The sequence below is a fragment of the Klebsiella sp. GG_Kp173 genome, from assembly GCF_040062415.1.
Taxonomy (GTDB): Bacteria; Pseudomonadota; Gammaproteobacteria; order Enterobacterales; family Enterobacteriaceae; genus Klebsiella; species Klebsiella quasipneumoniae.
This window is the reverse complement of sequence record NZ_JBEAFZ010000007.1, coordinates 60,041-85,093: the sequence shown is the minus strand read 5'-3', so window position 1 is coordinate 85,093 and position 25,053 is coordinate 60,041. Positions and strand designations below refer to the sequence as shown.

The 25,053-nt window shown below is 56.3% G+C and carries 31 protein-coding genes; 15 read left to right on the top strand and 16 right to left on the bottom strand.

Annotated features, from left to right (window positions below; all coding sequences use genetic code 11):
- Positions 1-53: 53 nt before the first annotated feature.
- Positions 54-683, bottom strand: a complete 630-nt coding sequence (gene rlmE / locus ABLU50_RS06730) for a 23S rRNA (uridine(2552)-2'-O)-methyltransferase RlmE (RefSeq protein WP_002918373.1) — start codon at positions 681-683, stop codon at positions 54-56.
- Positions 684-806: 123 nt separating this feature from the next.
- Here rlmE and yhbY point away from each other — a divergent pair, with 123 nt between their 5' ends.
- Positions 807-1,100, top strand: coding sequence for a ribosome assembly RNA-binding protein YhbY (yhbY, locus tag ABLU50_RS06725; protein WP_002918374.1), 294 nt, complete (start codon positions 807-809; stop codon positions 1,098-1,100).
- Between the two features lie 152 nt (positions 1,101-1,252).
- Here yhbY and greA read toward each other — a convergent pair whose 3' ends face one another.
- Positions 1,253-1,729: a transcription elongation factor GreA gene (gene greA, locus ABLU50_RS06720; RefSeq protein WP_002918375.1), complete on the bottom strand. Its 477-nt coding sequence runs from the start codon at positions 1,727-1,729 to the stop codon at positions 1,253-1,255.
- A 235-nt stretch (positions 1,730-1,964) separates the two neighbouring features.
- On the opposite strand from greA, the gene dacB reads away from it, so the two are divergent.
- The gene (gene dacB / locus ABLU50_RS06715) at positions 1,965-3,398 is read left to right on the top strand and encodes a serine-type D-Ala-D-Ala carboxypeptidase (protein ID WP_023291122.1); all 1,434 of its coding nucleotides are present in this window, start codon (positions 1,965-1,967) and stop codon (positions 3,396-3,398) included.
- 52 nt (positions 3,399-3,450) lie between these two features.
- On the opposite strand, the gene cgtA is transcribed toward dacB, so the two are convergent.
- From cgtA to rplU, 4 genes are all read right to left on the bottom strand, one after another.
- The gene (gene cgtA, locus ABLU50_RS06710) at positions 3,451-4,629 is read right to left on the bottom strand and encodes an Obg family GTPase CgtA (RefSeq protein WP_004206186.1); all 1,179 of its coding nucleotides are present in this window, start codon (positions 4,627-4,629) and stop codon (positions 3,451-3,453) included.
- 15 nt (positions 4,630-4,644) lie between these two features.
- A complete protein-coding gene (locus ABLU50_RS06705; protein ID WP_004206187.1) occupies positions 4,645-5,610 on the bottom strand; it encodes a DMT family transporter in 966 nt (321 codons plus the stop codon).
- Positions 5,611-5,703: 93 nt separating this feature from the next.
- On the bottom strand, positions 5,704-5,961 hold the full coding sequence (gene rpmA / locus ABLU50_RS06700; protein ID WP_002434222.1) for a 50S ribosomal protein L27: 258 nt from the start codon (positions 5,959-5,961) through the stop codon (positions 5,704-5,706).
- Positions 5,962-5,981: 20 nt separating this feature from the next.
- On the bottom strand, positions 5,982-6,293 hold the full coding sequence (gene rplU, locus ABLU50_RS06695) for a 50S ribosomal protein L21 (protein WP_002918379.1): 312 nt from the start codon (positions 6,291-6,293) through the stop codon (positions 5,982-5,984).
- Between the two features lie 260 nt (positions 6,294-6,553).
- On the opposite strand from rplU, the gene ispB reads away from it, so the two are divergent.
- Positions 6,554-7,525, top strand: coding sequence for an octaprenyl diphosphate synthase (gene ispB / locus ABLU50_RS06690; protein ID WP_004206188.1), 972 nt, complete (start codon positions 6,554-6,556; stop codon positions 7,523-7,525).
- Positions 7,526-7,721: 196 nt separating this feature from the next.
- Entirely contained in the window at positions 7,722-7,994 is a 273-nt protein-coding gene (sfsB, locus tag ABLU50_RS06685) for a DNA-binding transcriptional regulator SfsB (RefSeq protein WP_004206189.1), read from the top strand.
- Between the two features lie 54 nt (positions 7,995-8,048).
- On the opposite strand, the gene murA is transcribed toward sfsB, so the two are convergent.
- From murA to mlaF, 7 genes are all read right to left on the bottom strand, one after another.
- The gene (gene murA / locus ABLU50_RS06680; RefSeq protein ID WP_004206190.1) at positions 8,049-9,308 is read right to left on the bottom strand and encodes a UDP-N-acetylglucosamine 1-carboxyvinyltransferase; all 1,260 of its coding nucleotides are present in this window, start codon (positions 9,306-9,308) and stop codon (positions 8,049-8,051) included.
- Positions 9,309-9,361: 53 nt separating this feature from the next.
- Complete coding sequence (gene ibaG, locus ABLU50_RS06675; RefSeq protein WP_004144910.1) at positions 9,362-9,616, bottom strand: BolA family iron metabolism protein IbaG; 255 nt, start codon at positions 9,614-9,616, stop codon at positions 9,362-9,364.
- Positions 9,617-9,752: 136 nt separating this feature from the next.
- A complete protein-coding gene (gene mlaB / locus ABLU50_RS06670) occupies positions 9,753-10,043 on the bottom strand; it encodes a lipid asymmetry maintenance protein MlaB (protein WP_004206192.1) in 291 nt (96 codons plus the stop codon).
- Entirely contained in the window at positions 10,043-10,678 is a 636-nt protein-coding gene (mlaC, locus tag ABLU50_RS06665) for a phospholipid-binding protein MlaC (RefSeq protein ID WP_004206194.1), read from the bottom strand. Before mlaC ends, mlaB begins: the two co-directional genes overlap by 1 nt.
- Before the next feature lie 18 nt (positions 10,679-10,696).
- The gene (gene mlaD, locus ABLU50_RS06660) at positions 10,697-11,248 is read right to left on the bottom strand and encodes an outer membrane lipid asymmetry maintenance protein MlaD (protein WP_004206195.1); all 552 of its coding nucleotides are present in this window, start codon (positions 11,246-11,248) and stop codon (positions 10,697-10,699) included.
- 4 nt (positions 11,249-11,252) lie between these two features.
- The gene (gene mlaE / locus ABLU50_RS06655) at positions 11,253-12,035 is read right to left on the bottom strand and encodes a lipid asymmetry maintenance ABC transporter permease subunit MlaE (RefSeq protein ID WP_004150949.1); all 783 of its coding nucleotides are present in this window, start codon (positions 12,033-12,035) and stop codon (positions 11,253-11,255) included.
- 7 nt (positions 12,036-12,042) lie between these two features.
- The gene (gene mlaF / locus ABLU50_RS06650; RefSeq protein ID WP_004206196.1) at positions 12,043-12,855 is read right to left on the bottom strand and encodes a phospholipid ABC transporter ATP-binding protein MlaF; all 813 of its coding nucleotides are present in this window, start codon (positions 12,853-12,855) and stop codon (positions 12,043-12,045) included.
- Positions 12,856-13,064: 209 nt separating this feature from the next.
- Here mlaF and ABLU50_RS06645 point away from each other — a divergent pair, with 209 nt between their 5' ends.
- The 11 genes from ABLU50_RS06645 to npr all read left to right on the top strand — a co-directional run bounded on the left by ABLU50_RS06645 (position 13,065) and on the right by npr (position 20,961).
- Positions 13,065-14,042 carry a calcium/sodium antiporter gene (locus tag ABLU50_RS06645; protein ID WP_004206198.1) on the top strand — a complete coding sequence of 326 codons (978 nt, stop codon included), beginning with the start codon at positions 13,065-13,067 and terminating at the stop codon, positions 14,040-14,042.
- Positions 14,043-14,056: 14 nt separating this feature from the next.
- Entirely contained in the window at positions 14,057-15,043 is a 987-nt protein-coding gene (kdsD, locus tag ABLU50_RS06640; protein WP_004206200.1) for an arabinose-5-phosphate isomerase KdsD, read from the top strand.
- 14 nt (positions 15,044-15,057) lie between these two features.
- Positions 15,058-15,624: a 3-deoxy-manno-octulosonate-8-phosphatase KdsC gene (kdsC, locus tag ABLU50_RS06635; RefSeq protein WP_017899917.1), complete on the top strand. Its 567-nt coding sequence runs from the start codon at positions 15,058-15,060 to the stop codon at positions 15,622-15,624.
- Positions 15,621-16,196 carry an LPS export ABC transporter periplasmic protein LptC gene (gene lptC / locus ABLU50_RS06630; RefSeq protein WP_002918413.1) on the top strand — a complete coding sequence of 192 codons (576 nt, stop codon included), beginning with the start codon at positions 15,621-15,623 and terminating at the stop codon, positions 16,194-16,196. The genes kdsC and lptC overlap by 4 nt, the downstream gene beginning before the upstream one ends.
- Positions 16,165-16,710: a lipopolysaccharide ABC transporter substrate-binding protein LptA gene (lptA, locus tag ABLU50_RS06625; RefSeq protein ID WP_002918415.1), complete on the top strand. Its 546-nt coding sequence runs from the start codon at positions 16,165-16,167 to the stop codon at positions 16,708-16,710. Before lptC ends, lptA begins: the two co-directional genes overlap by 32 nt.
- Before the next feature lie 6 nt (positions 16,711-16,716).
- Positions 16,717-17,442: an LPS export ABC transporter ATP-binding protein gene (gene lptB, locus ABLU50_RS06620; protein WP_004206203.1), complete on the top strand. Its 726-nt coding sequence runs from the start codon at positions 16,717-16,719 to the stop codon at positions 17,440-17,442.
- A 47-nt stretch (positions 17,443-17,489) separates the two neighbouring features.
- Entirely contained in the window at positions 17,490-18,923 is a 1,434-nt protein-coding gene (gene rpoN, locus ABLU50_RS06615; RefSeq protein ID WP_087833184.1) for an RNA polymerase factor sigma-54, read from the top strand.
- A 22-nt stretch (positions 18,924-18,945) separates the two neighbouring features.
- Complete coding sequence (gene hpf, locus ABLU50_RS06610) at positions 18,946-19,233, top strand: ribosome hibernation promoting factor (RefSeq protein ID WP_004206206.1); 288 nt, start codon at positions 18,946-18,948, stop codon at positions 19,231-19,233.
- Positions 19,234-19,303: 70 nt separating this feature from the next.
- Positions 19,304-19,792: a PTS IIA-like nitrogen regulatory protein PtsN gene (gene ptsN, locus ABLU50_RS06605; protein WP_004144926.1), complete on the top strand. Its 489-nt coding sequence runs from the start codon at positions 19,304-19,306 to the stop codon at positions 19,790-19,792.
- 45 nt (positions 19,793-19,837) lie between these two features.
- Entirely contained in the window at positions 19,838-20,692 is an 855-nt protein-coding gene (gene rapZ / locus ABLU50_RS06600; protein WP_004206208.1) for an RNase adapter RapZ, read from the top strand.
- A complete protein-coding gene (npr, locus tag ABLU50_RS06595; RefSeq protein ID WP_002918431.1) occupies positions 20,689-20,961 on the top strand; it encodes a PTS phosphocarrier protein NPr in 273 nt (90 codons plus the stop codon). Before rapZ ends, npr begins: the two co-directional genes overlap by 4 nt.
- Before the next feature lie 62 nt (positions 20,962-21,023).
- Here npr and mtgA read toward each other — a convergent pair whose 3' ends face one another.
- From mtgA to arcB, 3 genes are all read right to left on the bottom strand, one after another.
- Positions 21,024-21,749, bottom strand: a complete 726-nt coding sequence (gene mtgA, locus ABLU50_RS06590; RefSeq protein ID WP_087833185.1) for a monofunctional biosynthetic peptidoglycan transglycosylase — start codon at positions 21,747-21,749, stop codon at positions 21,024-21,026.
- On the bottom strand, positions 21,746-22,399 hold the full coding sequence (elbB, locus tag ABLU50_RS06585) for an isoprenoid biosynthesis glyoxalase ElbB (protein ID WP_004206211.1): 654 nt from the start codon (positions 22,397-22,399) through the stop codon (positions 21,746-21,748). Before elbB ends, mtgA begins: the two co-directional genes overlap by 4 nt.
- A gap of 233 nt (positions 22,400-22,632) precedes the next feature.
- Complete coding sequence (gene arcB, locus ABLU50_RS06580; RefSeq protein ID WP_023319214.1) at positions 22,633-24,972, bottom strand: aerobic respiration two-component sensor histidine kinase ArcB; 2,340 nt, start codon at positions 24,970-24,972, stop codon at positions 22,633-22,635.
- Between the last annotated feature and the right edge of the window lie 81 nt (positions 24,973-25,053).

Here is a 25,053-nt window from a genome sequence, read left to right as displayed (position 1 = left end):
GTCAGGATACTCTATATCCAGTTTCTTTCAAACTTTCGTTTGAAATCTGCCGGTTATGGTTTACGCCCGGTCGCTACAATATACACTTCACGCGAACGAGCGCGGGAAGAGTCCGGCTTACGAACTTTGACCTTCGTAAACAGGGAGCGAATTTCTCGAAGATACTCATCGAAGCCTTCGCCCTGGAACACCTTCACTACAAAACTACCACCTGGCGCTAATACATCACGAGACATTTCAAGCGCCAGTTCTACCAGATACATAGCCCGGGGAATATCCACCGCCGGTGTTCCGCACATATTCGGCGCCATATCGGACATGACCACTTGTACTTTACTGTCGCCCACTCGCTCAAGTAACGCTTTCAGGACTAATTCATCACGAAAATCGCCCTGAAGGAAGTCCACACCAACAATTGGATCCATTGGTAAAAGATCGCAAGCGATGATGCGGCCGCTGTTGCCGATCTGCGTGACCGCATACTGCGACCAGCCACCGGGAGCAGCACCGAGGTCAACTACCGTCATCCCCGGCTTAAAAATTTTGTCACTTTGCTGTATTTCATCAAGTTTAAACCAGGCACGGGAACGTAACCCCTTTTTCTGTGCCTGTTGAACATATTTATCGCTAAAGTGTTCCTGAAGCCAGCGGCTTGAGCTGGCAGAACGCTTTTTACCTGTCATTTAACATTCCCGTTCGGGTTCATCGTACTTTACTGCGTAAAAATCGACGCGGTAGTTTGGCGATATATGGGAGATGGCGGTAGAATGACCCGTTTTCAATCCCAACGTAAGCAAAAAAATACGATGAATCTGAGTACTAAACAAAAACAGCACCTGAAAGGTCTGGCACATCCGCTCAAGCCGGTAGTTATGCTTGGCAACAATGGTTTGACCGAAGGGGTACTGGCCGAGATCGAACAAGCGTTAGGGCACCATGAACTCATCAAGGTGAAGATCGCCTCAGAAGATCGCGAAACTAAAGCCTTGATCGTGGAAGCTATCGTGCGCGAAACCGGCGCCTGTAACGTACAGGTCATCGGTAAAACGCTGGTTCTGTACCGCCCAACGCCAGAGCGTAAAATCTCGCTGCCACGCTAAGAATATCCTCAATCCCGACACAACTTTGTGTAAAACGAGGGATTTCTGTGGCCAGGCGAGCAAAATGCCATGCTCGTGACGTTGATAAAAGGCCGCTATGCGGCCTTTTTCCTTTCTTTACAATCTATAAACATCGTAGCGGGAAATACGCCTTACAGGTATTCAACCTTAGTAATTTCGTATTCCACTTCCCCACCCGGTGTACGGATAGTCACGACGTCATCCTGCTCTTTACCGATCAGACCACGGGCAATCGGCGAGTTCACGGAGATCAGATTCTGCTTAAAATCAGCTTCGTCATCGCCCACGATACGGTAGGTCTGCTCCTCGTCAGTATCGAGGTTCAGCACACTGACGGTTGAACCAAAAATCACCCGGCCATTGTTCGGCATTTTGGTGATATCGATAACCTGCGCGTTGGACAGTTTCGCTTCGATGTCCTTGATACGCCCTTCGCAGAAGCCCTGCTGTTCACGCGCGGCGTGATACTCGGCATTCTCTTTCAGATCGCCGTGTTCACGGGCCTCAGCAATAGCGGCAATGATTTCAGGACGACGCACAGACTTCAGATAATCCAGTTCTTCGCGCAGTTTTTCAGCGCCACGTAAGGTCATCGGAATCGCTTGCATTAGTTATACCTCTTTATCATTCCTTCAGGGAACGGATAGCCCCGCTCCGCCACCTGTCCTGTACACGGGCAGGACACGAGCAAAAAGAAACCGACCCGGGAAACACTCCCCAGGTCAGCAGCAATTTTTCATTTGATAGGTATTTTACCCCGAAGTTCATTATGGGTCATCGTTTACTTTACTGGGCGTTGCACCGTAGTATGACGGCCTGGCTTCAGGTTGTTAGCGCGAGATTATGCGATTTCCCAGATTTATCATCGGATTGACTGCCGGTATAGCGCTTAGCGCTCAGGCGGCGAATATTGACGAGTACATCACCCAGCTTCCCGCCGGTGCGAACCTTGCCTTTATGGCGCAAAAGGTCGGCGCGTCGACGCCGGAAATCGACTATCACAGCCAGCAAATGGCGCTTCCAGCCAGTACGCAAAAGGTCATCACCGCGCTGGCGGCGCTGCTGCAACTGGGGCCCGATTTTCGCTTCACCACCACGCTGGAAACCAAAGGCTCACTGGACGGCGGCGTGCTGAAAGGCGATCTGATCGCCCGCTTCGGCGGCGACCCAACGCTGAAGCGGCAGGATATTCGCAACATGGTGGCGACGCTAAAAAAAGCTGGCGTGCAGCGTATCGACGGCAATGTGCTTATCGATACCTCGGTCTTCGCCAGCCATGATAAAGCGCCGGGGTGGCCGTGGAACGACCTGACGCAATGCTTCAGCGCTCCGCCTGCGGCGGCGATTGTCGACCGCAACTGCTTCTCGGTCTCGCTGTATAGCGCGCAGAAGCCGGGCGATCTCGCCTTCATTCGCGTCGCCTCCTATTATCCGGTCACTATGTTTAGTCAGGTTCGCACCCTGGCGCGCGGCTCATCGGAAGCGCAGTATTGCGAACTGGACGTGGTGCCGGGCGACCTTAACCGCTATACCCTCACCGGCTGCCTGCCGCAGCGTAGCGAACCGCTGCCGCTGGCCTTTGCGATACAGGATGGTGCCAGCTATGCCGGGGCGATCCTTAAAGCGGAGCTGAAGCAGGCGGGGATCGCCTATAGCGGCACGCTGCTGCGTCAGACGCTGGCCAATGAGCCCGGTACGGTATTAGCCACCACCCAGTCGGCGCCGCTGCACGATCTGCTGCGGATCATGCTGAAGAAATCCGACAACATGATTGCGGATACCGTTTTTCGTACCATCGGTCATGCCCGGTTCGGCGTACCAGGGACCTGGCGGGCAGGATCTGATGCCGTACGTCAGATCCTGCGTCAACAGGCTGGGGTTGATCTCGGCAACACCATCATCGCCGACGGCTCTGGCCTGTCGCGCCACAACCTGATCGCCCCGGCGACCATGATGCAGGTGTTGCAGTATATCGCCCAGCACGACACCGAGCTCAACTTCATCTCTATGCTGCCGCTGGCGGGCCATGACGGCTCGCTGCAGTATCGCGCCGGCCTCCATCAGGCGGGCGTCGATGGCAAAGTCTCGGCGAAAACTGGGTCGCTGCAGGGGGTTTATAACCTTGCGGGCTTCATCACTACCGCCAGCGGGCAAAAGGTGGCCTTCGTGCAATACCTCTCCGGCTACGCCGTGGAGCCAGCCGATCAGCGTAATCGCCGCATACCGTTGGTGCGCTTTGAAAGCCGGCTTTATAAGGATTTGTACCAGAACAACTAAAAACAAAAGGGCCGCATCAGATGCGGCCCTTTTTGATCCAGAGAAGTCAGGATTAGCGTTTGTAGATGAATTCGACGCCTTCTTCGTCGTCTTCGTCCCAGTCGTCATCCCAGTCTTCGTCATCTTCCACTTCGGCTTCGGCCTCTTCAAGCTGCTGACGGTGATAGTCGTCCCACATAAACTCGACTTTCTCCGGCTTCTGCTCTTCTTCCGCCTGCACGATGGGGTTTTCGATGATGAAGGTCATCACGTCCCAGCACAGATCTTTGACGCCCTGCTGGCTGGCGGCGGAGATCAGGTAGAATTTCTCTTCCCAACCCAGCGCTTCAGCAATCGCCTTCGCTTTAGCTTCGGCTTCCGCTTTGTCCATCAGGTCAATCTTGTTAAAGACTAACCAGCGCGGTTTGGAGGCCAGCTTCTCGCTGTATTTCTCCAGCTCGCCGATGATGATGCGCGCGTTCTCAACCGGATCGGAACCGTCGATAGGCTCGATGTCGATCAGGTGCAGCAATACGCGGCAGCGCTCAAGGTGCTTGAGGAAACGAATACCGAGGCCTGCGCCTTCCGCTGCGCCTTCAATCAGCCCCGGGATATCGGCGACCACAAAGCTCTTCTCGTTGTCCATACGCACCACGCCCAGGCTTGGCACCAGGGTGGTAAACGGATAGTCAGCCACTTTCGGCTTGGCGGCGGAGACCGCACGGATGAAGGTGGATTTACCGGCGTTCGGCATCCCCAGCATTCCGACGTCCGCCAGCAGCATCAGCTCCAGCTGCAGGTCGCGCTTATCACCCGGCGTACCCATGGTCTTCTGACGCGGCGTACGGTTAACGGATGATTTAAAGCGGGTGTTGCCCAGACCGTGCCAGCCGCCCTTCGCCACCATCAGACGCTGACCGTGTTTGGTCATATCGCCCATGGTCTCGCCGGTGCCTTGGTCAATAACCCGGGTCCCGACCGGCACTTTTACCGTCACGTCTTTACCACGCTTACCGGTACAGTCGCGGCTCTGGCCATTCTGCCCGCGTTCGGCGCGGAAAGATTTTTCAAAACGGTAGTCGATCAGGGTATTCAGGTTCTCGTCCGCTTCCAGCCAGACATCGCCGCCGTCACCGCCATCGCCGCCGTCCGGGCCGCCTTTCGGAATATATTTCTCGCGGCGGAAGCTTACGCAACCATTGCCGCCGTCACCTGCTACGACCAGGATCGTTGCTTCATCTACAAACTTCATTTTACTCTCCGTAAATCATTCGCCTGAGCGGGGCAGCGGTACTACCGCCTCTCGCTTACGCCAACGTCCCCAAAGACGATGACCGATGGCGGAATACATCGCGCCCGCAACCACGACAAACGCACCGAGATAACCAATCAGGTTTAACATCGGTCTGGCGAAAACATCGGGCCAGGCCATTGATAATAAATCAGAAAACAGTAGCGTAAACAGTGGCGTCAAGGTGATTAACGCGCTGACCTGCGCCGCCTGCCAGCGCGCCATGGCTTCCGCCAGCGCGCCGTAGCCGACCAGGGTATTTAGCCCGCAAAAAATCAGGCATGCCAGTTGCCAGCTGCTTAACCGGGATATCACCCCAGGCTCAGCGAGCGGCAGTAATGCAATCGTACATAAAGTGTACAGCAAAAATAGTATCTGCTGCGATGCCAGACGGCGCAATAACACCTTTTGCGCGACGCCGTAGCTTACCCACACCGTGGCGGCAGCAACGCCGAAAATTACCCCCCACGTGTAGTCCGTCAGGCGGGTAAAGATTTCAATCAGGCTGGTGTTGAAGAACATCACCAGCCCGCTGAGCAGCATCAACGCGCCCACCACCTGGGTGCCGCGCATGCGCTCTTTCAGAATCACGACGCTAGCCACCATCATGCCCACCGGCGATAGCTGGCCGATGACCTGAGAAGCCGTGGGGCTGAGATACTGCAGGGAAGAACTGAACAGAATGAAGTTACCGAACAGACCGCCGGTGGCAATCGCTAATAAGACCAGCCAGCGCGGCTTGCGAAAAATCCGCAGCGGCGGCAGTTTGCCTTTGATCGCGAGGATCGCGCCAAGGCCAATACTGGCCATCAGGAAGCGATAAAACACCACCGTTGGCGGCGCCATCACCTCAAGAACCTGCTTCATTGCAATCGGCAACGCTCCCCAACACATCGCGGTGGTAAGCGCCAGAATAATGCCAATCCCAGCCTGCTGCTTCATGCCTGTTTCCCTGCAAAAATTTTCCGGTAGACGAATGTAAAAAGCCCCGCAACGTGTTGCGGGGCTTTCATCCGTTACCGGGACGCGAAAAACTTATTCAGCAACGATGCTGATGAATTTACGGTTTTTCGGGCCTTTAACTTCGAACTTGACTTTACCGTCAGTCAAAGCGAACAGAGTGTGGTCACGGCCGCAACCAACGTTGGTGCCAGCGTGGAATTTGGTACCACGTTGACGAACGATGATGCTACCTGCCAGAACTGCTTCACCGCCGAAACGTTTTACGCCCAGACGTTTAGCTTCTGAATCGCGACCGTTACGAGTCGAGCCGCCAGCCTTTTTATGTGCCATTTAAATCTACTCCTCAGGTCTTAGGCGCTGATGCCAGTGATTTTCACATCAGTGAACCACTGACGATGGCCCTGCTGCTTACGATAGTGTTTACGACGACGAAACTTAACGATTTTAACTTTCTCGCCACGACCGTGAGCAACAACTTCAGCTTTGATTACGCCGCCCTCAACGAAAGGAACGCCGATCTTGATTTCTTCACCGTTTGCGATCATCAGCACTTCAGCGAACTCAACAGCTTCGCCAGTTGCGATGTCCAGCTTTTCCAGGCGAACGGTCTGACCTTCGCTTACTCGGTGTTGTTTACCACCACTTTGGAAAACCGCGTACATATAAAACTCCGCTTCCGCGCACCTCTTCGTGTGATTCAGAGTGCGCTATAAATATTCACAATAGGGCGCGAATATTACGCAAAACGCGAGCCTTTGACAAGAGCGATTAGCGATCAATGCAGAAAAAAAACACAACTTTCACGACAACGTTTATCTACGGCAATTTTTCAGTACAATCATATCTTCTTTTAATTCTGTCTTAATCCTTCTGTGATCCCACCTGGATTCATGGTAACAGGACATTTGGCCCGGCTTTTGCGATGAATTTAGAAAAAATCAATGAGTTAACCGCGCAAGATATGGCGGGTGTCAATGCGACGATTCTTGAGCAACTCAACTCCGATGTTCAGCTTATCAATCAGTTAGGCTATTACATCGTCAGCGGCGGCGGCAAACGCATTCGCCCGATGATTGCTGTGCTCGCCGCGCGCGCGGTGGGTTATCAGGGGAGCGCGCATGTCACCATTGCTGCGCTGATTGAATTTATTCATACCGCCACCCTGCTGCATGACGACGTCGTCGATGAGTCTGATATGCGTCGCGGCAAAGCCACGGCAAATGCGGCGTTTGGCAATGCCGCCAGCGTGCTGGTCGGCGATTTTATCTATACCCGCGCCTTTCAGATGATGACCCAGCTGGGCTCGCTGAAGATCCTCGAGGTCATGTCGGAAGCGGTGAACGTTATTGCCGAAGGCGAAGTGCTGCAGCTGATGAACGTCAATGACCCGGATATCACGGAAGAGAACTACATGCGCGTCATCTACAGCAAGACGGCGCGTCTGTTTGAGGCAGCCTCGCAGTGTGCGGGACTGCTGGCCGACTGCACTGCGGAAGAAGAGCGCGCGTTGCAGGATTATGGCCGCTATCTCGGCACCGCTTTCCAGCTGATCGACGATTTACTCGATTACAGCTCCGACGGAGAGCGGCTCGGTAAAAACGTCGGTGACGACCTCAACGAAGGCAAACCGACGCTACCGCTGCTGCACGCCATGCACCATGGTACCGCCGATCAATCGGCGATGATCCGCGGGGCTATCGAGCAGGGCAACGGCCGCCATCTGCTGGATGCCGTCCTGGAAACGATGGCTGCCTGCGGTTCGCTGGAGTGGACGCAGAAACGTGCTGAAGAAGAAGCTGACAAAGCGATTGCCGCGCTGCAGATTCTCCCGGACACCCCCTGGCGTGAAGCCTTGATCGGGCTGGCGCATATCGCGGTTCAGCGCGATCATTAATCCCCTCTCCTTCCCGCGCAATGCGCGGGAAAGTTCCAGTAAAAACCCATTCCCTACCGTAAATTTCCGGATATCTTGATACATTCTGAATATTCCGACGCTTTAACAGAACTTGTTAGAACCTTACCTGGTGCGCGGGTATAGTGTCTCCGTCGCCCATATGGGCCGTTCAGGATCTTTATCACCAGGAGAATTTATGGATAAGTTCATCGACTGGCATCCCGCAGATATTGTTGCTGGATTACGTAAACGGGGAACATCGCTGGCGGCAGAGTCGCGACGGCACGGTCTGAGTTCTTCAACGCTGGCGAACGCCCTGACCCGCCCCTGGCCGAAAGGCGAATTAATCATCGCCACGGCGCTGGATACACAGCCATGGGTCATCTGGCCGTCACGCTACCATGATCCGGTAACGCATGAGTTTATCGACAGAACGCAGATGATGCGTCAGAAGAAGATGGACAAGTGATGGGATTATGCGACAAGGACCCGGGAGAGACACCCGGGCCCTGTCAGGACGCGATTACTCGCCTTTCACGCGCTGAATATTGGCACCCAGCGCCTGCAGTTTATCTTCGATACGCTCATAGCCACGATCGATATGATAGATGCGATCGACGATGGTGGTTCCCTCAGCGATACAACCTGCCAGCACGAGGCTCGCCGAAGCACGCAAATCGGTCGCCATCACCTGCGCGCCCGAAAGCTGCTTCACGCCATGACAGATCGCGGTATTGCTCTCGATCTCCGCGTGAGCACCCATACGGATCAGTTCCGGAATGTGCATAAAGCGGTTTTCAAAGATCGTTTCGGTGATCACGCCGGTCCCTTCCGCGACCAGGTTGAGCAGCGTGAACTGGGCCTGCATATCGGTCGGGAAGCCCGGATGCGGCGCGGTACGCACGTTAACCGCTTTCGGACGGTTGCCGTGCATATCAAGGCTGATCCAGTCTTCGCCCGTTTCGATGTCCGCTCCGGCGTCGCGCAGCTTTGCCAGTACGGCATCGAGGGTATCTGGTTGCGCGTTACGGCAGAGGATCTTGCCGCCGGAAATGGCTGCGGCCACCAGGAAGGTCCCGGTTTCAATACGGTCCGGCAGCACACGGTAAACGCCGCCGCCCAGACGCTGCACGCCTTCGATAGTGATGCGATCGGTACCCTGGCCGCTGATTTTTGCGCCCAGCGCGTTAAGGAAGTTCGCGGTATCGACGATCTCCGGCTCGCGAGCGGCGTTTTCGATAATCGTCGTACCCTCGGCGAGGGTCGCTGCGCTCATGATAGTGACGGTGGCGCCGACGCTCACTTTATCCATCACGATATGCGCGCCTTTCAGACGACCATTGACCGAAGCTTTTACATAACCTTCTTCCAGTTTGATCTCGGCGCCCAGCTGTTCCAGGCCGCTAATATGCAGATCGACCGGACGCGCGCCGATGGCGCAGCCGCCAGGCAGAGAGACTTGTCCCTGACCGAAACGCGCCACCAGCGGCCCCAGCGCCCAGATAGAGGCGCGCATGGTTTTCACCAGATCGTACGGAGCACAGAATACATCGACCGGGCCGGCGTCAATCCACACCGAACCATTGCGCTCTACCTTCGCGCCCAGCTGACTCAGCAGCTTCATGGTGGTATCGATGTCTTTCAGCTTAGGTACGTTCTGGATCTCTACCGGCTCTTCGGCAAGCAGCGCGGAAAAGAGGATTGGCAGGGCGGCGTTTTTTGCACCGGAGATGGTGACTTCGCCCTGAAGGCGAGTCGGCCCCTGAACACGGAATTTATCCATTGATTCTGTTCTCTATTAAAAATTCACATACGCTGCAGGGGATCCCCCACAGCTTAGAAGCCATTTAGTTTGCGGTCTCGCGCCCACTCCTGCGGAGTAAAGGCCTTGATCGACAGCGCATGGATGCGGTTGTCAGCAATATATTCCATCAGCGGCGCGTAGACGCTCTGCTGCTTTTTAACCCGACTCATGCCATCGAACATCTCACCCACAGCAATAACCTGAAAGTGGCTGCCATCGCCAGAGACGTGGACTTCCTGGAGGGGGAGTGCGTTCATCAGCACGGTCTGAATTTCATGATTTTCCATGGGCTCAAATTTATCTGATAGTGAAAACAGCCCAACATCTTAGAGGAAAGTGGCGCGGTCTTAAACAAGCAAAAAGCCCCGGCGAAAAGATTGCCGGGGCTTTCGGAATAGCTTCAGCGCTAAGACACTGAAAAGATTATGGGATCATATCGACAGGCAGGTTGTAAAGACCGACCAGCGTTTGTAGATTTTCGCTCTTGCCGATCAGCTGCGCTTCCCGGCCCTGGCGGCGAATCAGCGCTACAAAATGCATTAACAGCGCCAGGCCCGCCGTGTCCACGCGCGTGGTCTGACTGAGATCGATGATCGCTGTCCCCGCCGTCGCCTGGGCACGTGCCTCCCAGAGCGGGACCAGCAGATCCTGGTCCAGCTCTCCGTGCAGCGCCAGCGTCTCGCCATCACGAGTCCAGCTCAGCTGCCCGCTCATTATTTTTTCTGTTCCAGGGTGATCGGCTGAGCGGAGATCGCTTTGAGCTGCGCGGTCAGGCCATCAACGCCCTTGGTACGCAGCAGGTCGCTCCACTCGTTTTGTTTGGTGGTGATCATGCTGACCCCTTCCGCAATCATATCGTAGGCCTGCCAGTTGCCGGTCTGGGTATTTTTACGCCACTGGAAGTCGAGACGTACCGGCGGACGGCCGTTCGGGTCGATGATAGTGACGCGGATCGGAATGATGGTCGCGCTGCCCAGCGGCTGTTCCGGGGCAATCTGATAGGTCTGACCATGGTACATTGCCAACGCCTGGCCATAGGCCTGCTTCAGGTATTCACGGAAGGCGGCAAAATAAGCTTCACGCTGCGCCGGGGTAGCTTCTTTGTAATAGCGGCCCAGCACCAGCGCGCCGGCATACTTCACCTGCACATAAGGCAGAAGCTCCTGGTCGACGATGTCGCGCAGATAGTTAGGGTTGGCCTTGATCTTCGGCTGTTCATTCTTCAGGCGATCGAAGGTTTTCTGCGCCGCTTCATTCATCAGCTTATACGGATTGGACTGGTCTGCCGCCTGGGCGGCGGTCAGCGGGGCAATCACCAGCATGGCGACCATGAGTAAGCGTTTAAACATATCGTGTTTCTCCTGAAATTAATGCGTCGTGCCGGCTGCCGGCGTCGCGTCAGTATGACCTTCTGCCTCGGCCTTATCATTGCCAGAATTCTGATTGTCGCCGCCCTTACTGTTATAAAGGAACTGACCAATCAGATCTTCCAGCACCATAGCGGACTTGGTGTCCTGGATAGTACCGCCGTCTTTAAGAATAGTCGTCCCGAGGTCCGGGTCTTCAAAACCGACGTTCAGCGCCAGATACTGCTCGCCCAGCAGGCCAGAGGTGCGGATCGCCAGCGAACTGGTATCCGGGATATGGTTGTAGCGCTCATCGATATCGAGCTCCACGCGCGGCAGATAGGTTTTCGGGTCGAGGGTGATGTCCGCCACGCGGCCAACAACCACACCGCCGATGCGCACCGGCGAGCGTGCTTTCAGGCCGCCGATATTATCGAAGGTCGCGTAAAGACGGTAAGTCGGCTCGGTACGTAGCGAGGTGACGTTCGCCGCCTTCAGGCAGACAAACAGCGCCGCCAGCAGCGCCACCAGTAAGAACACCCCTACCCAGATTTCATTTTTTTTCGTTTGCATGAACTCAATTCCCAAACATCAGCGCAGTCAGCACAAAATCCAGCCCCAGAACCGCCAGCGACGCATGCACCACGGTGCGCGTAGTCGCCCGGCTAATCCCGGCGGAAGTGGGGATAGCGTCATAACCATTGAATAACGCAATCCAGGTTACCGTAATGGCGAATACCAGGCTCTTAATCAGGCAGTTCACCAGATCCATTCGCCAGTCGACGGCATTTTGCATCGCGGTCCAGAAAAAACCACCATCAATGCCTTTCCAGCTCACGCCCACCAGCGCTCCACCCCAGATCCCCACCGCAACGAAGATAATCGTCAGCAGCGGCAGCGAAATGACGCCGGCCCAGAAACGGGGAGAAATGACGCGGCGCAGCGGATCCACCGCCATCATCTCCATACTGGAGAGCTGTTCCGTGGCCCGCATCAGGCCAATCTCGGCGGTCAGCGCCGACCCGGCGCGACCGGCAAACAGCAGCGCGGCGACCACCGGCCCCAGCTCGCGCAGCAGCGACAGCGCCACCAGCATGCCAAGACTGGTCTCTGCGCTGTAGGTGGTTAAGACCAGATACCCCTGCAGCCCGAGCACCATACCGATAAACAGGCCCGATACAATGATAATCAGCATCGACAGAACGCCGACGTTGTAGAGCTGACGAACCAGCAGCGGCGCGTGCTTGCGAAACTCTGGTTTGCCGACAACGGCGTTGAACAGCATTAATCCGGCGCGTCCAAAGGTCGCGGTGGTTTTAATACCGCGATGGCCTAGCGCGGCCAGCGCATTAAACAGCATCAGTCGCTCAACTCCCTATGCCTAATAAATCATGGTGATAGTCGCCAGCCGGATAACGGAACGGCACCGGGCCGTCGGCAATACCATCAATGAACTGACGAACCCGAGGGTCCGCATTCTCACGTAGCGACTGGGCGCTGCCGTGGGCGACAATCTTTTTATCCGCCACGATATACGCATAGTCCGCAATGCTCAGCACCTCAGGCACATCGTGCGAAACCACGATGCAGGTGACACCCAGCGTGCTGTTGAGTTCAGAAATCAGCTTCACCAGCACGCCCATGGTGATGGGATCCTGCCCGACGAACGGTTCGTCGAACATAATGAGATCCGGCTCCAGGGCAATGGCCCTCGCCAGGGCGGCGCGGCGCGCCATGCCGCCGGAAAGCTCAGAGGGCATTAACTTCGCCGCACCGCGCAGCCCTACCGCCTCCAGCTTCATCATCACCGTCGTATGCAGCAGCGCAGGCGGCAGATGCGTATGTTCGCGCAGCGGGTAGGCGACGTTGTCAAAGACATTGAGGTCGGTGAACAGCGCCCCGGACTGGAACAGCATGCTCATCCGCTTACGCACCGTGTACAGACGCGAACGGGTCATCTGCGGCACGTTCTCGCCATCGAACAGGATCTCTCCCCTGTCCGGCGGGATCTGTCCGCCGATCAGGCGTAACAGGGTAGTCTTGCCGATCCCCGAAGGTCCCATAATCGCAGTAATTTTACCGCGCGGCACCGACAGCGAGATGTCGTCGAAGATCACGCGATCGCCGCGAGAAAAGCGGATACCGCGCACTTCAACTAAATTCGCCTGAGTTTGGCTCATAAAATCATCCTTACTAAGCACCTGATGGGCAAGCATCGCCCTTTCTTACGCCACAATCACAACATTTTTACAGAATCTTACCTGCACAGGTTAGCGAAAGCTGGCATTTGTTTTACTTTTGGCACGCATAAAGTCAAAATTAAGAATTCGTTACGCTGCGTAGGGATAACCCAGCGAGGCGACGATTATACCTGAAGAAAGGACTTTAGATGCTCTTAGCGACGGCTCTGTTAATTATTGGTTTATTGCTGGTTGTCTACAGCGCCGATCGTCTGGTCTATGCCGCCTCCATCCTCTGTCGCATGTTGGGGATCCCGCCGCTGATCATCGGTATGACGGTGGTGAGTATTGGCACTTGCCTGCCAGAGATCATGGTTTCCACCGCGGCCTCGCTGCATGGACAGACCGATCTGGCGGTGGGCACCGCGCTCGGCTCCAACATTACTAATATTCTCCTGATCCTCGGTCTGGCTGCCTTACTCAGGCCATTTACCGTGCATTCTGATATTCTGCGCCGCGAATTACCGCTAATGTTGCTGGTCAGCGTACTGGCAGGGCTGGTGCTCTATGATGGTCAACTGTCCCGTCTCGACGGCCTGTTTTTACTGGCGCTGGCGCTGCTATGGCTGCTGTTCACCATCAAAATCGCCCGTCTGGCGGAACGCCAGGGAAGCGATAGCCTGACCCGCGAACAGCTGGCCGAACTGCCGCGTGAAGGGTCGCTGCCGGTCGCTCTGCTGTGGTTAGGGGTGGCGATGATCGTCATGCCGATGGCCACCCGCATGGTGGTAGATAACAGTACGGTGCTGGCAAACTATTTTGCCATCAGTGAACTGACCGTCGGCCTGACGGTAGTGGCGATAGGCACCAGCCTGCCGGAGCTGGCCACCGCCATCGCCGGGGCGCGCAAAGGGGAAGATGACATTGCCATCGGCAATATCATCGGCGCAAATATCCTCAATATTGCGCTGGTGCTGGGTTTGCCGGCGCTGATCGCGCCGGGAGCCTTTGCGGCGGAAGCCTTTACCCGCGACTATGGCGTGATGTTGCTGGTCAGCCTGATCTTCGCCGTGCTGTGCTGGCGCCGCCAGCAGCAGCCGGGACGACTGGTTGGCGCGCTGCTGGTCGGCGGTTTTGTGGTTTGGTTGGCGATGCTGTTCTGGACAGCGCCGCTCTTCGTTGAATGACTCGGGATAACATCATGTCGCAAATAGATTTGCCCACGGATTTTGACTTTCAACAGGCAGGCCGTCAGGTGCTGGAAATTGAACGTGAAGGTCTGGCCCAGCTCGATCAGTATATAAATGACGATTTCACCCGCGCCTGCGAAACGATTTTCCGCTGCGGCGGGAAGGTCGTGGTGATGGGGATGGGCAAATCCGGCCATATCGGCCGCAAAATGGCGGCAACCTTCGCCAGTACCGGCACGTCGGCATTTTTTGTCCACCCAGGCGAAGCCGCGCACGGCGATTTGGGCATGGTTACGCCGCAGGACGTGGTGATTGCGTTGTCGAACTCCGGCGAATCGAACGAAATCCTCGCGCTGATCCCGGTCCTGAAACGTCAGCAGGTGAAGCTTATCTGCATCACCAGCCGGCCTGAAAGCAGCATGGCGCGCGCGGCGGATATCCATCTGTGCGTGAAAGTGCCGAAGGAGGCCTGTCCGTTAGGGCTGGCGCCCACCTCCAGCACCACCGCCGCGCTGGTGATGGGCGATGCCCTCGCCGTCGCCCTGCTGGAAGCCCGCGGCTTTACCGCTGAGGATTTCGCTCTCTCGCATCCGGGTGGCGCACTCGGTCGTAAGCTGTTGCTGCGTGTCAATGATATTATGCATACCGGTGATGAGATCCCGCACGTCGGCCTGCAGGCCACCCTGCGCGATGCGCTGCTGGAAATCACCCGTAAAAATTTAGGTATGACCGCTATCTGCGATGACGACATGAACATCATCGGTATCTTTACCGACGGTGACCTGCGCCGGGTCTTCGACACCGGCGTTGATATGCGCGATGCCAGCATTGCCGACGTCATGACCCGGGGAGGGATCCGTATCCGTCCCGGCACCCTGGCGGTGGATGCGCTAAACCTGATGCAATCCCGTCATATCACCTGCGTGCTGGTTGCCGATGGCGACCATCTGCTGGGTGTGGTACATATGCACGATCTCCTGCGCGCGGGCGTAGTGTAAGTAAGGAAAAAATAATGAATAATGCTGATGCTCCGTTAGCGACCTGCTATGGGCCGGTAAGCCAGACGTTTCTCGATCGCGCGGCTAAGATCCGTTTACTGATCCTCGATGTCGACGGTGTATTATCCGACGGGCTTATCTATATGGGTAATCACGGCGAGGAGCTGAAAGCGTTCAACGTCCGCGATGGCTATGGTATCCGCTGCGCGCTGACCTCTGGCATTGAAGTGGCGATTATTACCGGACGAAAAGCTAAACTGGTAGAAGATCGCTGTCAGACGTTGGGCATCACGCATTTGTATCAGGGGCAGTCGGACAAGCTGCTGGCGTTCCGCGATCTCACTGACAAACTGGGCGTGCGGCCAGAGGAAGTCGCCTACATCGGCGACGATCTGATTGACTGGCCGGTGATGGCCGAAGTGGGGCTTAGCGTCGCCGTCGCGGATGCGCATCCGCTGCTGCTGCCGCGCGCCGATTACATCACCCGGATTAATGGCGGACGCGGCGCGGTACGCGAAGTCTGCGATTTGTTACTATTGGCGCAGGGCAAGCTGGATGAGGCCAAAGGGCAATCAATATGAGTAAAACCAGACGTTGGGTTATCATTTTACTGTCGCTGCTCGCGCTGATCCTCATCGGCCTGAATCTGGCGAATACGGACGACACGGCCCAGCCGGAGGTCAATCCCAACGACCCGACGTATAAAAGCGAACACACTGACACCGTGGTGTACAGTCCGGAAGGCGCCCTGAGCTATCGGCTGATTGCCGAGCACGTGGAGTATTTTTCCGATCAGGAGGTCTCCTGGTTTACCAAACCGGTGATGACCACCTTTGATACCAATAAGGTGCCGACCTGGTCAGTCAGAGCAGATAAAGCGAAGCTAACAAATGACCGGATGCTCTATCTTTACGGGCACGTTGAGGTGAATGCGCTCGCGCCTGACTCTCAACTGCGCAAAATTACGACGGATAACGCCCAGATAAATCTGGTAACGCAGGACGTTACCTCCGATGACATGGTGACGTTATACGGCACCACATTTAATTCCAGCGGCCTGAAAATGCGTGGAAACCTTCGCAGCAAAAATGCCGAGCTGATTGAAAAGGTGAGAACCTCTTATGAAATTCAGAACAAACAAACTCAGCCTTAAGATTGCGCTCGCCGGCGCGTTACTGGCCGCCAGCCTGCCGGCCCTCGCCAAGACGGGCGATACCGATCAGCCGATCCATATCGAATCCGATCAGCAGTCGCTGGATATGCAGGGCAATGTCGTCACCTTCACCGGTAACGTGGTCGTGACGCAGGGGACGATCAAAATTAACGCTGATAAAGTGGTGGTCACCCGTCCGGGCAATGAAAAAGGCAAAGAGGTGATCGAAGGTTTCGGTAACCCGGCCACCTTCTACCAGATGCAGGATAACGGCAAACCGGTAAAAGGCCGGGCGTCGAAAATGCGCTATGAGCTGCAGAACGATTACGTCGTGCTGACCGGCAACGCGTACCTTGAACAGCTCGACAGCAACATCAAGGGCGACAAGATCACCTATCTGGTGAAAGAGCAAAAAATGCAGGCCTTCAGCGACAAAGGTCGACGCGTCACCACCGTTCTGGTGCCGTCCGAGCTGCAGGACAAAAGCGGCAACCAGCAAAAGAAGAGTAACTAATCCGTTATGGCAACCTTAACTGCGAAGAATCTCGCTAAAGCGTATAAAGGCCGCCGCGTGGTGGAAGATGTCAGTCTCACCGTTAACTCGGGGGAGATTGTCGGCTTGCTTGGCCCCAACGGCGCCGGTAAAACCACCACCTTCTACATGGTGGTCGGGATTGTGCCGCGCGACGCGGGCAATATTATCATTGATGACGAAGACATCAGCCTGCTGCCGCTGCACGCGCGCGCGCGCCGGGGGATCGGCTATCTGCCGCAGGAAGCCTCGATTTTTCGTCGCCTGAGCGTTTATGACAACCTGATGGCGGTCCTGCAGATCCGTGACGATTTGAGCAGCGAGCAGCGGGAAGATCGCGCCAAAGAGCTGATGGAAGAGTTTCATATTGAGCACCTGCGTGACAGCCTCGGTCAGGCGCTCTCCGGTGGTGAACGCCGCCGCGTCGAAATCGCCCGCGCGCTGGCGGCCAACCCGAAATTTATTCTTCTGGATGAACCCTTTGCCGGCGTGGATCCGATCTCGGTTATCGACATCAAACGCATCATTGAGCATTTGCGCGACAGCGGCCTCGGCGTACTGATTACCGACCATAACGTCAGAGAGACTCTCGCGGTCTGCGAACGCGCGTATATTGTCAGTCAGGGACACCTTATCGCTCATGGTACACCGCAGCAGATCCTCGAAGATGAGCAGGTTAAGCGCGTGTATCTTGGGGAAGACTTCAGACTCTGATAGGGTAGAGGTTACAGACGTTTTAGCCGGAGATATTTACCCTGAACATGAAGCAAGGTTTGCAATTAAGGCTTAGCCAACAGCTTGCCATGACGCCGCAACTGCAGCAGGCGATTCGTTTGCTGCAGTTGTCCACGTTAGAACTCCAGCAAGAGCTCCAGCAAGCGCTGGAAAGTAACCCGTTGCTTGAGCAAACCGATCTTCACGACGAGGTAGAGGCGAAAGAGGTGGAGGACCGCGAGTCTCTCGATACCGTCGACGCACTTGAGCAAAAAGAGATGCCCGACGAGCTTCCTCTCGATGCCAGCTGGGATGAAATCTATACCGCCGGTACGCCGTCAGGCAACGGCGTGGACTACCAGGACGACGAACTCCCCGTTTATCAAGGCGAGACCACCCAGACGCTGCAGGATTACCTGATGTGGCAGGTCGAGCTGACGCCCTTCACCGATACCGACCGCGCCATCGCCACCTCCATTGTCGACGCCGTCGACGATACGGGCTACCTCACCGTTCAGATTGAAGATATCGTCGACAGCATCGGCGATGAGGAGATCGGCCTCGAAGAAGTGGAAGCCGTCCTGAAGCGCATCCAGCGTTTTGATCCGGTTGGCGTCGCGGCGAAAGATCTGCGCGACTGTCTGCTGATCCAGCTCTCGCAATTCGCCAAAGAGACGCCGTGGCTGGAAGAGGCCCAGCTGATTATCAGCAATCATCTCGATCTTCTGGCCAACCATGATTTCCGCACCCTGATGCGGGTGACCCGGCTAAAAGAAGAGGTGCTGAAAGAGGCGGTGAACCTGATCCAGTCCCTGGATCCCCGTCCAGGCCAGTCCATTCAAACCAGCGAACCGGAATATGTCATTCCCGACGTGCTGGTGCGCAAGGTCAGCGGCCGCTGGACCGTGGAGCTCAACGCCGACAGCATTCCACGGCTGAAAATTAATCAGCAGTATGCGGCAATGGGCAACAGCGCCCGCAATGACGCCGACGGCCAGTTCATTCGCAGCAATCTGCAGGAAGCCCGCTGGCTGATTAAAAGTCTGGAAAGCCGCAACGATACCCTGCTGCGCGTGAGCCGCTGCATCGTAGAACAACAGCAGGCTTTTTTCGAACAGGGTGAAGAGTATATGAAGCCGATGGTGCTGGCCGATATCGCCCAGGCCGTCGAGATGCATGAATCGACGATTTCCCGTGTCACCACGCAAAAATATCTGCACAGTCCGCGCGGTATTTTTGAACTGAAGTATTTCTTCTCCAGCCATGTCAATACCGAAGGCGGCGGCGAAGCCTCGTCGACGGCGATTCGCGCGCTGGTGAAGAAACTCATCGCCGCGGAAAATCCCGCGAAGCCGTTGAGCGACAGTAAGCTCACCTCCATGCTGTCCGAGCAGGGTATCATGGTCGCGCGCCGCACTGTCGCGAAGTACAGAGAGTCTTTATCCATCCCGCCGTCAAACCAGCGTAAACAACTGGTCTGACACAACCGATAAGGAAGACACTATGCAGCTCAACATTACAGGACACAACGTCGAGATCACTCCCGCGATGCGCGACTTCGTCACGGCGAAGTTCAGCAAGCTGGAACAATTTTTCGACCGGATCAATCAGGTCTATATTGTGTTAAAAGTAGAGAAAGTGACGCAAATTGCGGACGCGAATCTGCATGTCAACGGTGGCGAAATCCATGCCAGTGCGGAAGGGCAGGATATGTATGCAGCTGTCGATGGTCTTATCGACAAGCTGGCAAGGCAGTTAACGAAGCATAAAGATAAACTAAAACAACACTAATTGTCCGGGCCCCCCTGCGTCAGCCGCCAGGTAACATCGGCGACGGGCGCGGGGGCGCTCAGGTGAAATTATGATGAACAACGATTCGGCTCTACAACTGAGCAACGTCCTGAACCAGGAATGTACCCGTAGCCAGGTTCACTGCCAGAGCAAGAAGCGTGCTCTGGAAATCATTAGCGAACTGGCCGCCAAACAGTTAAGTTTGCCGCCGCAGGTGGTGTTCGAAGCGATCCTCACCCGCGAAAAAATGGGCAGTACCGGGATTGGCAATGGTATCGCCATTCCCCACGGAAAACTGGAAGAGGATACGCTGCGTGCTGTCGGCGTTTTTGTCCAGCTGGAAACCCCCATCGCCTTCGACGCGATCGACAATCAGCCTGTCGACCTGCTGTTCGCGCTGCTGGTGCCGGCCGATCAGACAAAAACCCACCTGCATACGCTCTCCCTGGTGGCCAAACGGCTGGCCGACAAAGCGATTTGTCGTCGCCTGCGCGCGGCGCAGAGCGATGAAGAGTTGTATGAGATCATCACCGAAGCAGGAAGCAGCGATGACGCATAACGGCAGTCGCACCTTATCCTTTATCGTACTGAGGAGAAACGGTACATGGTACTGATGATCGTCAGCGGCCGCTCGGGCTCGGGTAAATCCGTCGCTCTGCGAGCGCTGGAAGATATGGGCTTTTACTGCGTGGATAACCTGCCGGTCGTGCTGCTGCCCGATCTGGCACGGTCGCTGGCTGACCGCAATATTTCGGCGGCCGTCAGCATCGACGTGCGGAACATGCCGGAATCACCGGAGATCTTCGAGCAGGCGATGAAAAACCTGCCGGAGTGCTTTTCGCCGCAGCTGCTATTTCTCGATGCCGATCGCAACACGCTGATCCGTCGATACAGCGACACCCGTCGCCTGCATCCGCTGTCGAGCAAGAATTTGTCGCTGGAAAGCGCCATCGATGAAGAGAGCGATCTGCTGGAGCCCCTGCGCTCGCGTGCCGATCTGATTGTCGATACCTCGGAGATGTCGGTTCACGAGCTGGCGGAAATGTTGCGCACCCGGCTGCTGGGTAAACGAGAACGCGAACTGACCATGGTCTTCGAATCCTTCGGCTTTAAGCACGGTATCCCGATCGATGCCGATTACGTCTTTGACGTGCGCTTTCTGCCAAACCCGCACTGGGATCCGAAGCTGCGTCCCATGACCGGTCTGGATAAGCCGGTGGCCGCCTTCCTCGATCGGCACACCGAAGTGCACAACTTTATTTACCAGACCCGGAGCTATCTTGAGCTATGGTTACCGATGCTGGAGACCAACAATCGCAGCTATCTGACGGTGGCCATTGGCTGCACCGGCGGTAAACATCGTTCGGTTTATATTGCTGAACAACTGGCTGACTACTTCCGCTCGCGCGGCAAAAACGTGCAGTCTCGTCATCGGACGCTGGAAAAACGTAAATCATGACCGTAAAGCAGACCGTTGAAATCACCAATAAGCTGGGCATGCACGCCCGCCCGGCGATGAAGCTGTTCGAACTGATGCAGAATTTCGATGCCGAGGTGTTGCTGCGCAACGATGAAGGCACGGAGGCGGAAGCCAACAGCGTCATTGCCCTGCTGATGCTGGACTCGGCGAAAGGACGGCAGATAGAGGTGGAGGCCAGCGGTCCGCAGGAAGTGGAAGCCCTCGCCGCAGTGATTGCCCTGTTTAATGCCGGGTTTGACGAAGACTAAAGGTGACGCTTCCCGGCGACGGAGACTGGCGACGGTACCAGCCCCGGCGCCGGATTTACCCGCTAATAGAGCTTATGCTCACGCATGAACCCTTCCCCACCCAGCTGTCGCATCTGGCGTAAGATCCAGGCCTGGCGGTTGCGCACATAGCCCGAAGGCGCGTCGGCGCGATAGCGGATCGGGTTTGGCAGCACCGCGGCCAGTAGAGCCGCTTCCCCCGGCGTCAACTGGCTGGCGGGCTTATGAAAATAGCGCTGGGCGGCCGCTTCCACCCCAAAAATCCCCTCGCCAAACTCGGCAATATTCAGGTAGACGGTCAGGATCCGCTTTTTACTCCACACGGTTTCCATGCCGACGGTCAATCCGGCCTCCAGCCCCTTGCGCAGCCAGCTACGACCATCCCACAAAAACAGGTTTTTCGCCGTCTGCTGCGACAGCGTTGACGCGCCGCGGATGCGGGTATCGTGACGCTCATTGTGCGCCAGCGCCTTTTCGATTGCCGAGACGTCAAACCCCCAGTGTTCCGGGAACTTCTGATCTTCGGCGGCAATCACCGCCAGCCCCATCCACGGGGAGATCTTATCCATGGCGACCCAGTCGGAGTGCGCCAGATAGTGGACATCGCCGGACAGCCAGGCGCTTATCTGCCGCTCAAGCATGACTGCCGAAAAGGGCACCGGCAGCACGCTAAACAGCGCGATCCCCCCGCTCCAGAAGACGGCGGCGATCAGCAGCAGACGCAGCGCCAGTCGTTTGAGCAGCGCGAAGGGCGCAATGCGGAGCTTCATGCGCTCAGCGCCAGCACGCGGGCGACCAGTTTTTCGATCCCAGTGGCGGCTTGCACAATATTCTCCGCCAGCATATACGCCGGGGTGGTGACCACTTTATTCTCTTCATCCACCACGATGTCGTCGACCGGGCAAGGCACATGCTCCGCCCCCATCTCCTCCACCACATCGGCGGTATCGAGATCGGTCCCGATAGTCATCCGCAGCGGAAATGCAAAGATCTTCGGCAGCAGCGCCGGAGCGATGCACATAAAACCCAGCGGCTTGCCGGCCTGATGCATCGCCAGCGCCAGGGCCCGCAGATCGTGGTCCACCTCGCATTTGCTGCCCTCGGCAGCGAAGCTGCTTAAGTTTTTCGCCGCGCCGAAGCCGCCGGGGACGATCAGCGCGTCCAGCGTCTCCTCACGCGCCTGCGCCAGCGGCAGGATGTCGCCGCGGGCGATGCGCGCCGCTTCCACCAGCACGTTGCGCTGCTCCGTCAACGGTTCACCCGTCAGATGGTTGATGACGTCGCGCTGCGGTTTATCGGGCGCAAAGCAGACCGCCTGCGCGCCGTTGCGCGCGATCGCCAGCAGGGTAATCACTGCCTCATGAATTTCACTGCCGTCGTACACGCCGCAGCCGCTCAGTACCACACCAATTTTTTTCATCGCCTTCGCTCCTCCATGCAACTCGCTGAAACCAGTCAAAAATGTCGATTTACTCGCTATGCTTCACATATTTTACTGATTCATGTAACAAATTAGTTAAGCTTTGCTATCTTAATGAGCGAGCAATCCACTTCTCAGGTTGCGCCACGTAACAACATCACTCAAATCACACTGGCTCAACCACCAGTTCCCTGGTGTTGGCGCAGTATTCGCGCACCCCGGTCTGTCCGGGGTCATTTTTTCCCGGCCTTCGCCACCCATGCCTTCAGAATCGCCACGTCGTTTTGCCACTCGGATTTCATCTCTTCAACCCATTCAGCGACATTATCAGACCAGGCAGGCAGGTCCGGCGTCTGGATCTGCTGACCCAGCTGCTGGATGTGGCGCAGGCCAATAGAACCCGCAGCCCCTTTGATCTTATGCCCCTCTTCGACGATCCCTTTTTGATCGCGGGCGGTGAGATTAGACTCAAGGACGGACATATAGCCCGGCATCATCTTCTCAAACACCGCGAGACCATCGTTGATAAGCTTCGGTCCCACCAGTTCGATGTATTGCTCCAGCATATCGGTATCCAGCACCGCGTCGGCTTTATGCAGATCGGCCGCCGGCGCTTCCTGTGCCTCCTCTTCCGGCGCATCCCAGAATTTTTTGATCATGGCCGTCAGCGCCGGCACCGATAGCGGCTTGCTCAGCACATCGTCCATGCCGGCATCAAGATACTCTTTCTTATTCTTCAGCACGTTGGCGGTCAGGGCTACCAGCGGCGGCAGCTCATCCGCGGCAAAATTCTGTTTTAGCTGACGAGAGATATCCAGACCCGTCATATCCGGCAGCTGGATATCCAGCAGCACCAGGTCGTACTCGCCAGGCTCAAACATCTCCAGCGCGGCTTTACCGGTCATCGCGACATCCACGCTGTTGCCCAGCTTTTCCAGCACCGAGCGCGCCACGATGACGTTGAGCTCAATATCTTCTACCAGCAGCACGTTGAGCGCCGGTAATGGCATGTCGTCTTCCGCCAGGGTATCTTCCACTTCTTCCGCAATGGCAGGCGCATGGACGGTGAGCGTAAAGGTCGCTCCTTTACCCGGCTGGCTGGTGACGCTGATATCGCCGCCCATATTGCGCGCCAGGCGGCGCGATACGGCGAGGCCAATCCCGGTGCCGGTGGCTGGTTTGCCGCCGTGGCTGTCTTTGACCTGGTAATACATGGCGAATATTTTGTCCTGTTCCGCTTCAGGAATACCAATCCCGGAGTCTTCCACTTCGAAGTGCAGGATATCGCCTTCGTCATAGCGCACGCGGACGTTCACCCCACCGCCCTGTGGGGTAAATTTCACGGCGTTGCTGATAAGATTCCACAGGATCTGCCGCAGGCGGGTGCCGTCGGTGATCACCTTGTGCGGCAGCGGCAGGCTCGGCTCCAGCACAAAGCGCAGTCCCTTCTGCTGCGCCTGCAGACCGGAAAGGTTTTCAAGGTCGGCAAGGAAGCTGGTGAAGTCCACCGGCTGGTTATCGAGCTGTACCTTACGGCGCTCCATTTTATCCATGTCGATAATATCATTGAAGATATTCCCCAGCGTCACCGCCGAGACATGGATGGTTTTCAGGTATTTTTCCTGCTCGCTGGTCAGTTCGGTATCCAGCAAAATTCGGCTCAGCCCGACGATCCCGTTCAGCGGGGTACGCAGCTCATGGCTGATGGTGGAGATGAAGGTGGTTTTATCCCGGCTGGCGCGTTCGAGGGCGTCCTGATAGCGTTTTCGTTCGGTGATATCGCGCCCGAAGCCCATCAGGCCGCGACGCTTACCGACGCGATCGTAGTACGGGACCTTGCGGATTTCAAAGCACGCTTTACGGCCATCGGGATAGTCCAGCCACTGCTCATAGGTCAGCGATACATTGTGGCGGAACACCTTCTCATCGGTTTCCAGCACCTTTTCCGCTGCTTCTTCGCTATAGACGTCCTGCGGTTTGAGGTGGATCAGCTGTTTCTCGCTTTTGCCGGTCAGCAGCTCCATCGCCCGGTTACAGCCGGAAAATTCTTTATCCTCATTGCGGTAGAAGACCAGGTCAGGGGAGGCGTCGAGGAAAGAGCGCAGAAAGGAGGATTGCTGTTCGAGCTGGATCTGCGTCTCTTCACGCTCTTTCATCTCGATCTTCAGCTGCTCAAGGGTGGTCTCACGCTCGGCTTCCGCCTTTTCACGTTCGCCAATCTCCTGATTCAACTGCGCAATATTGTCTTTCAGCTGCACGTTCAGCTTCAGATCGCGCTCGCGCATCTCCTCCAGCTTCTCCACCAGCCGCGACAGACGCTGGCGGGACTCTTCAAGTTGCTCCACCACCACCGAGAGAAAGTAGACCGCCCACGGGGTGATGAGCAGACCGAAGAAGATAGAGCGGATAACGTCGATGCTTTCAACCTGGCCATGCAGCACCATGGTGACCGCCATCTGTACCACGATGGCCAGCACCACCAGCGCAAGAGCCAACAGCATTGAAAAGCGGACCAGACCCAGCTTCATCATCAGGTCGACATAATACTGCGCCAGCATACGAATTTGCTTCATAGGGGATTCCTTCACGACAACTCCGCACAATAATACTCAATTCTGAGCAATGCGCTGTAAGTTGTGCAAAAAATGCGGGAA

Coding starts and splice junctions, on each gene's coding strand:
- mlaB (WP_004206192.1), bottom strand. CDS start 10,043: ATGAGCGGGCAGCTGAGCTGGACTCGTGATGGCGAGACGCTGGCGCTG.
- ispB (WP_004206188.1), top strand. CDS start 6,554: ATGAATTTAGAAAAAATCAATGAGTTAACCGCGCAAGATATGGCGGGT.
- mlaE (WP_004150949.1), bottom strand. CDS start 12,035: ATGCTGTTTAATGCGCTGGCCGCGCTAGGCCATCGCGGTATTAAAACC.
- lptC (WP_002918413.1), top strand. CDS start 15,621: ATGAGTAAAACCAGACGTTGGGTTATCATTTTACTGTCGCTGCTCGCG.
- rplU (WP_002918379.1), bottom strand. CDS start 6,293: ATGTACGCGGTTTTCCAAAGTGGTGGTAAACAACACCGAGTAAGCGAA.
- rpmA (WP_002434222.1), bottom strand. CDS start 5,961: ATGGCACATAAAAAGGCTGGCGGCTCGACTCGTAACGGTCGCGATTCA.
- kdsD (WP_004206200.1), top strand. CDS start 14,057: ATGTCGCAAATAGATTTGCCCACGGATTTTGACTTTCAACAGGCAGGC.
- mtgA (WP_087833185.1), bottom strand. CDS start 21,749: ATGAAGCTCCGCATTGCGCCCTTCGCGCTGCTCAAACGACTGGCGCTG.
- mlaF (WP_004206196.1), bottom strand. CDS start 12,855: ATGAGCCAAACTCAGGCGAATTTAGTTGAAGTGCGCGGTATCCGCTTT.
- kdsC (WP_017899917.1), top strand. CDS start 15,058: ATGAATAATGCTGATGCTCCGTTAGCGACCTGCTATGGGCCGGTAAGC.
- dacB (WP_023291122.1), top strand. CDS start 1,965: ATGCGATTTCCCAGATTTATCATCGGATTGACTGCCGGTATAGCGCTT.
- npr (WP_002918431.1), top strand. CDS start 20,689: ATGACCGTAAAGCAGACCGTTGAAATCACCAATAAGCTGGGCATGCAC.
- rapZ (WP_004206208.1), top strand. CDS start 19,838: ATGGTACTGATGATCGTCAGCGGCCGCTCGGGCTCGGGTAAATCCGTC.
- sfsB (WP_004206189.1), top strand. CDS start 7,722: ATGGATAAGTTCATCGACTGGCATCCCGCAGATATTGTTGCTGGATTA.
- greA (WP_002918375.1), bottom strand. CDS start 1,729: ATGCAAGCGATTCCGATGACCTTACGTGGCGCTGAAAAACTGCGCGAA.
- ABLU50_RS06645 (WP_004206198.1), top strand. CDS start 13,065: ATGCTCTTAGCGACGGCTCTGTTAATTATTGGTTTATTGCTGGTTGTC.
- cgtA (WP_004206186.1), bottom strand. CDS start 4,629: ATGAAGTTTGTAGATGAAGCAACGATCCTGGTCGTAGCAGGTGACGGC.
- ptsN (WP_004144926.1), top strand. CDS start 19,304: ATGATGAACAACGATTCGGCTCTACAACTGAGCAACGTCCTGAACCAG.
- rlmE (WP_002918373.1), bottom strand. CDS start 683: ATGACAGGTAAAAAGCGTTCTGCCAGCTCAAGCCGCTGGCTTCAGGAA.
- murA (WP_004206190.1), bottom strand. CDS start 9,308: ATGGATAAATTCCGTGTTCAGGGGCCGACTCGCCTTCAGGGCGAAGTC.
- arcB (WP_023319214.1), bottom strand. CDS start 24,972: ATGAAGCAAATTCGTATGCTGGCGCAGTATTATGTCGACCTGATGATG.
- yhbY (WP_002918374.1), top strand. CDS start 807: ATGAATCTGAGTACTAAACAAAAACAGCACCTGAAAGGTCTGGCACAT.
- lptA (WP_002918415.1), top strand. CDS start 16,165: ATGAAATTCAGAACAAACAAACTCAGCCTTAAGATTGCGCTCGCCGGC.
- ibaG (WP_004144910.1), bottom strand. CDS start 9,616: ATGGAAAATCATGAAATTCAGACCGTGCTGATGAACGCACTCCCCCTC.
- elbB (WP_004206211.1), bottom strand. CDS start 22,399: ATGAAAAAAATTGGTGTGGTACTGAGCGGCTGCGGCGTGTACGACGGC.
- mlaC (WP_004206194.1), bottom strand. CDS start 10,678: ATGTTTAAACGCTTACTCATGGTCGCCATGCTGGTGATTGCCCCGCTG.
- hpf (WP_004206206.1), top strand. CDS start 18,946: ATGCAGCTCAACATTACAGGACACAACGTCGAGATCACTCCCGCGATG.
- mlaD (WP_004206195.1), bottom strand. CDS start 11,248: ATGCAAACGAAAAAAAATGAAATCTGGGTAGGGGTGTTCTTACTGGTG.
- rpoN (WP_087833184.1), top strand. CDS start 17,490: ATGAAGCAAGGTTTGCAATTAAGGCTTAGCCAACAGCTTGCCATGACG.
- lptB (WP_004206203.1), top strand. CDS start 16,717: ATGGCAACCTTAACTGCGAAGAATCTCGCTAAAGCGTATAAAGGCCGC.
- ABLU50_RS06705 (WP_004206187.1), bottom strand. CDS start 5,610: ATGAAGCAGCAGGCTGGGATTGGCATTATTCTGGCGCTTACCACCGCG.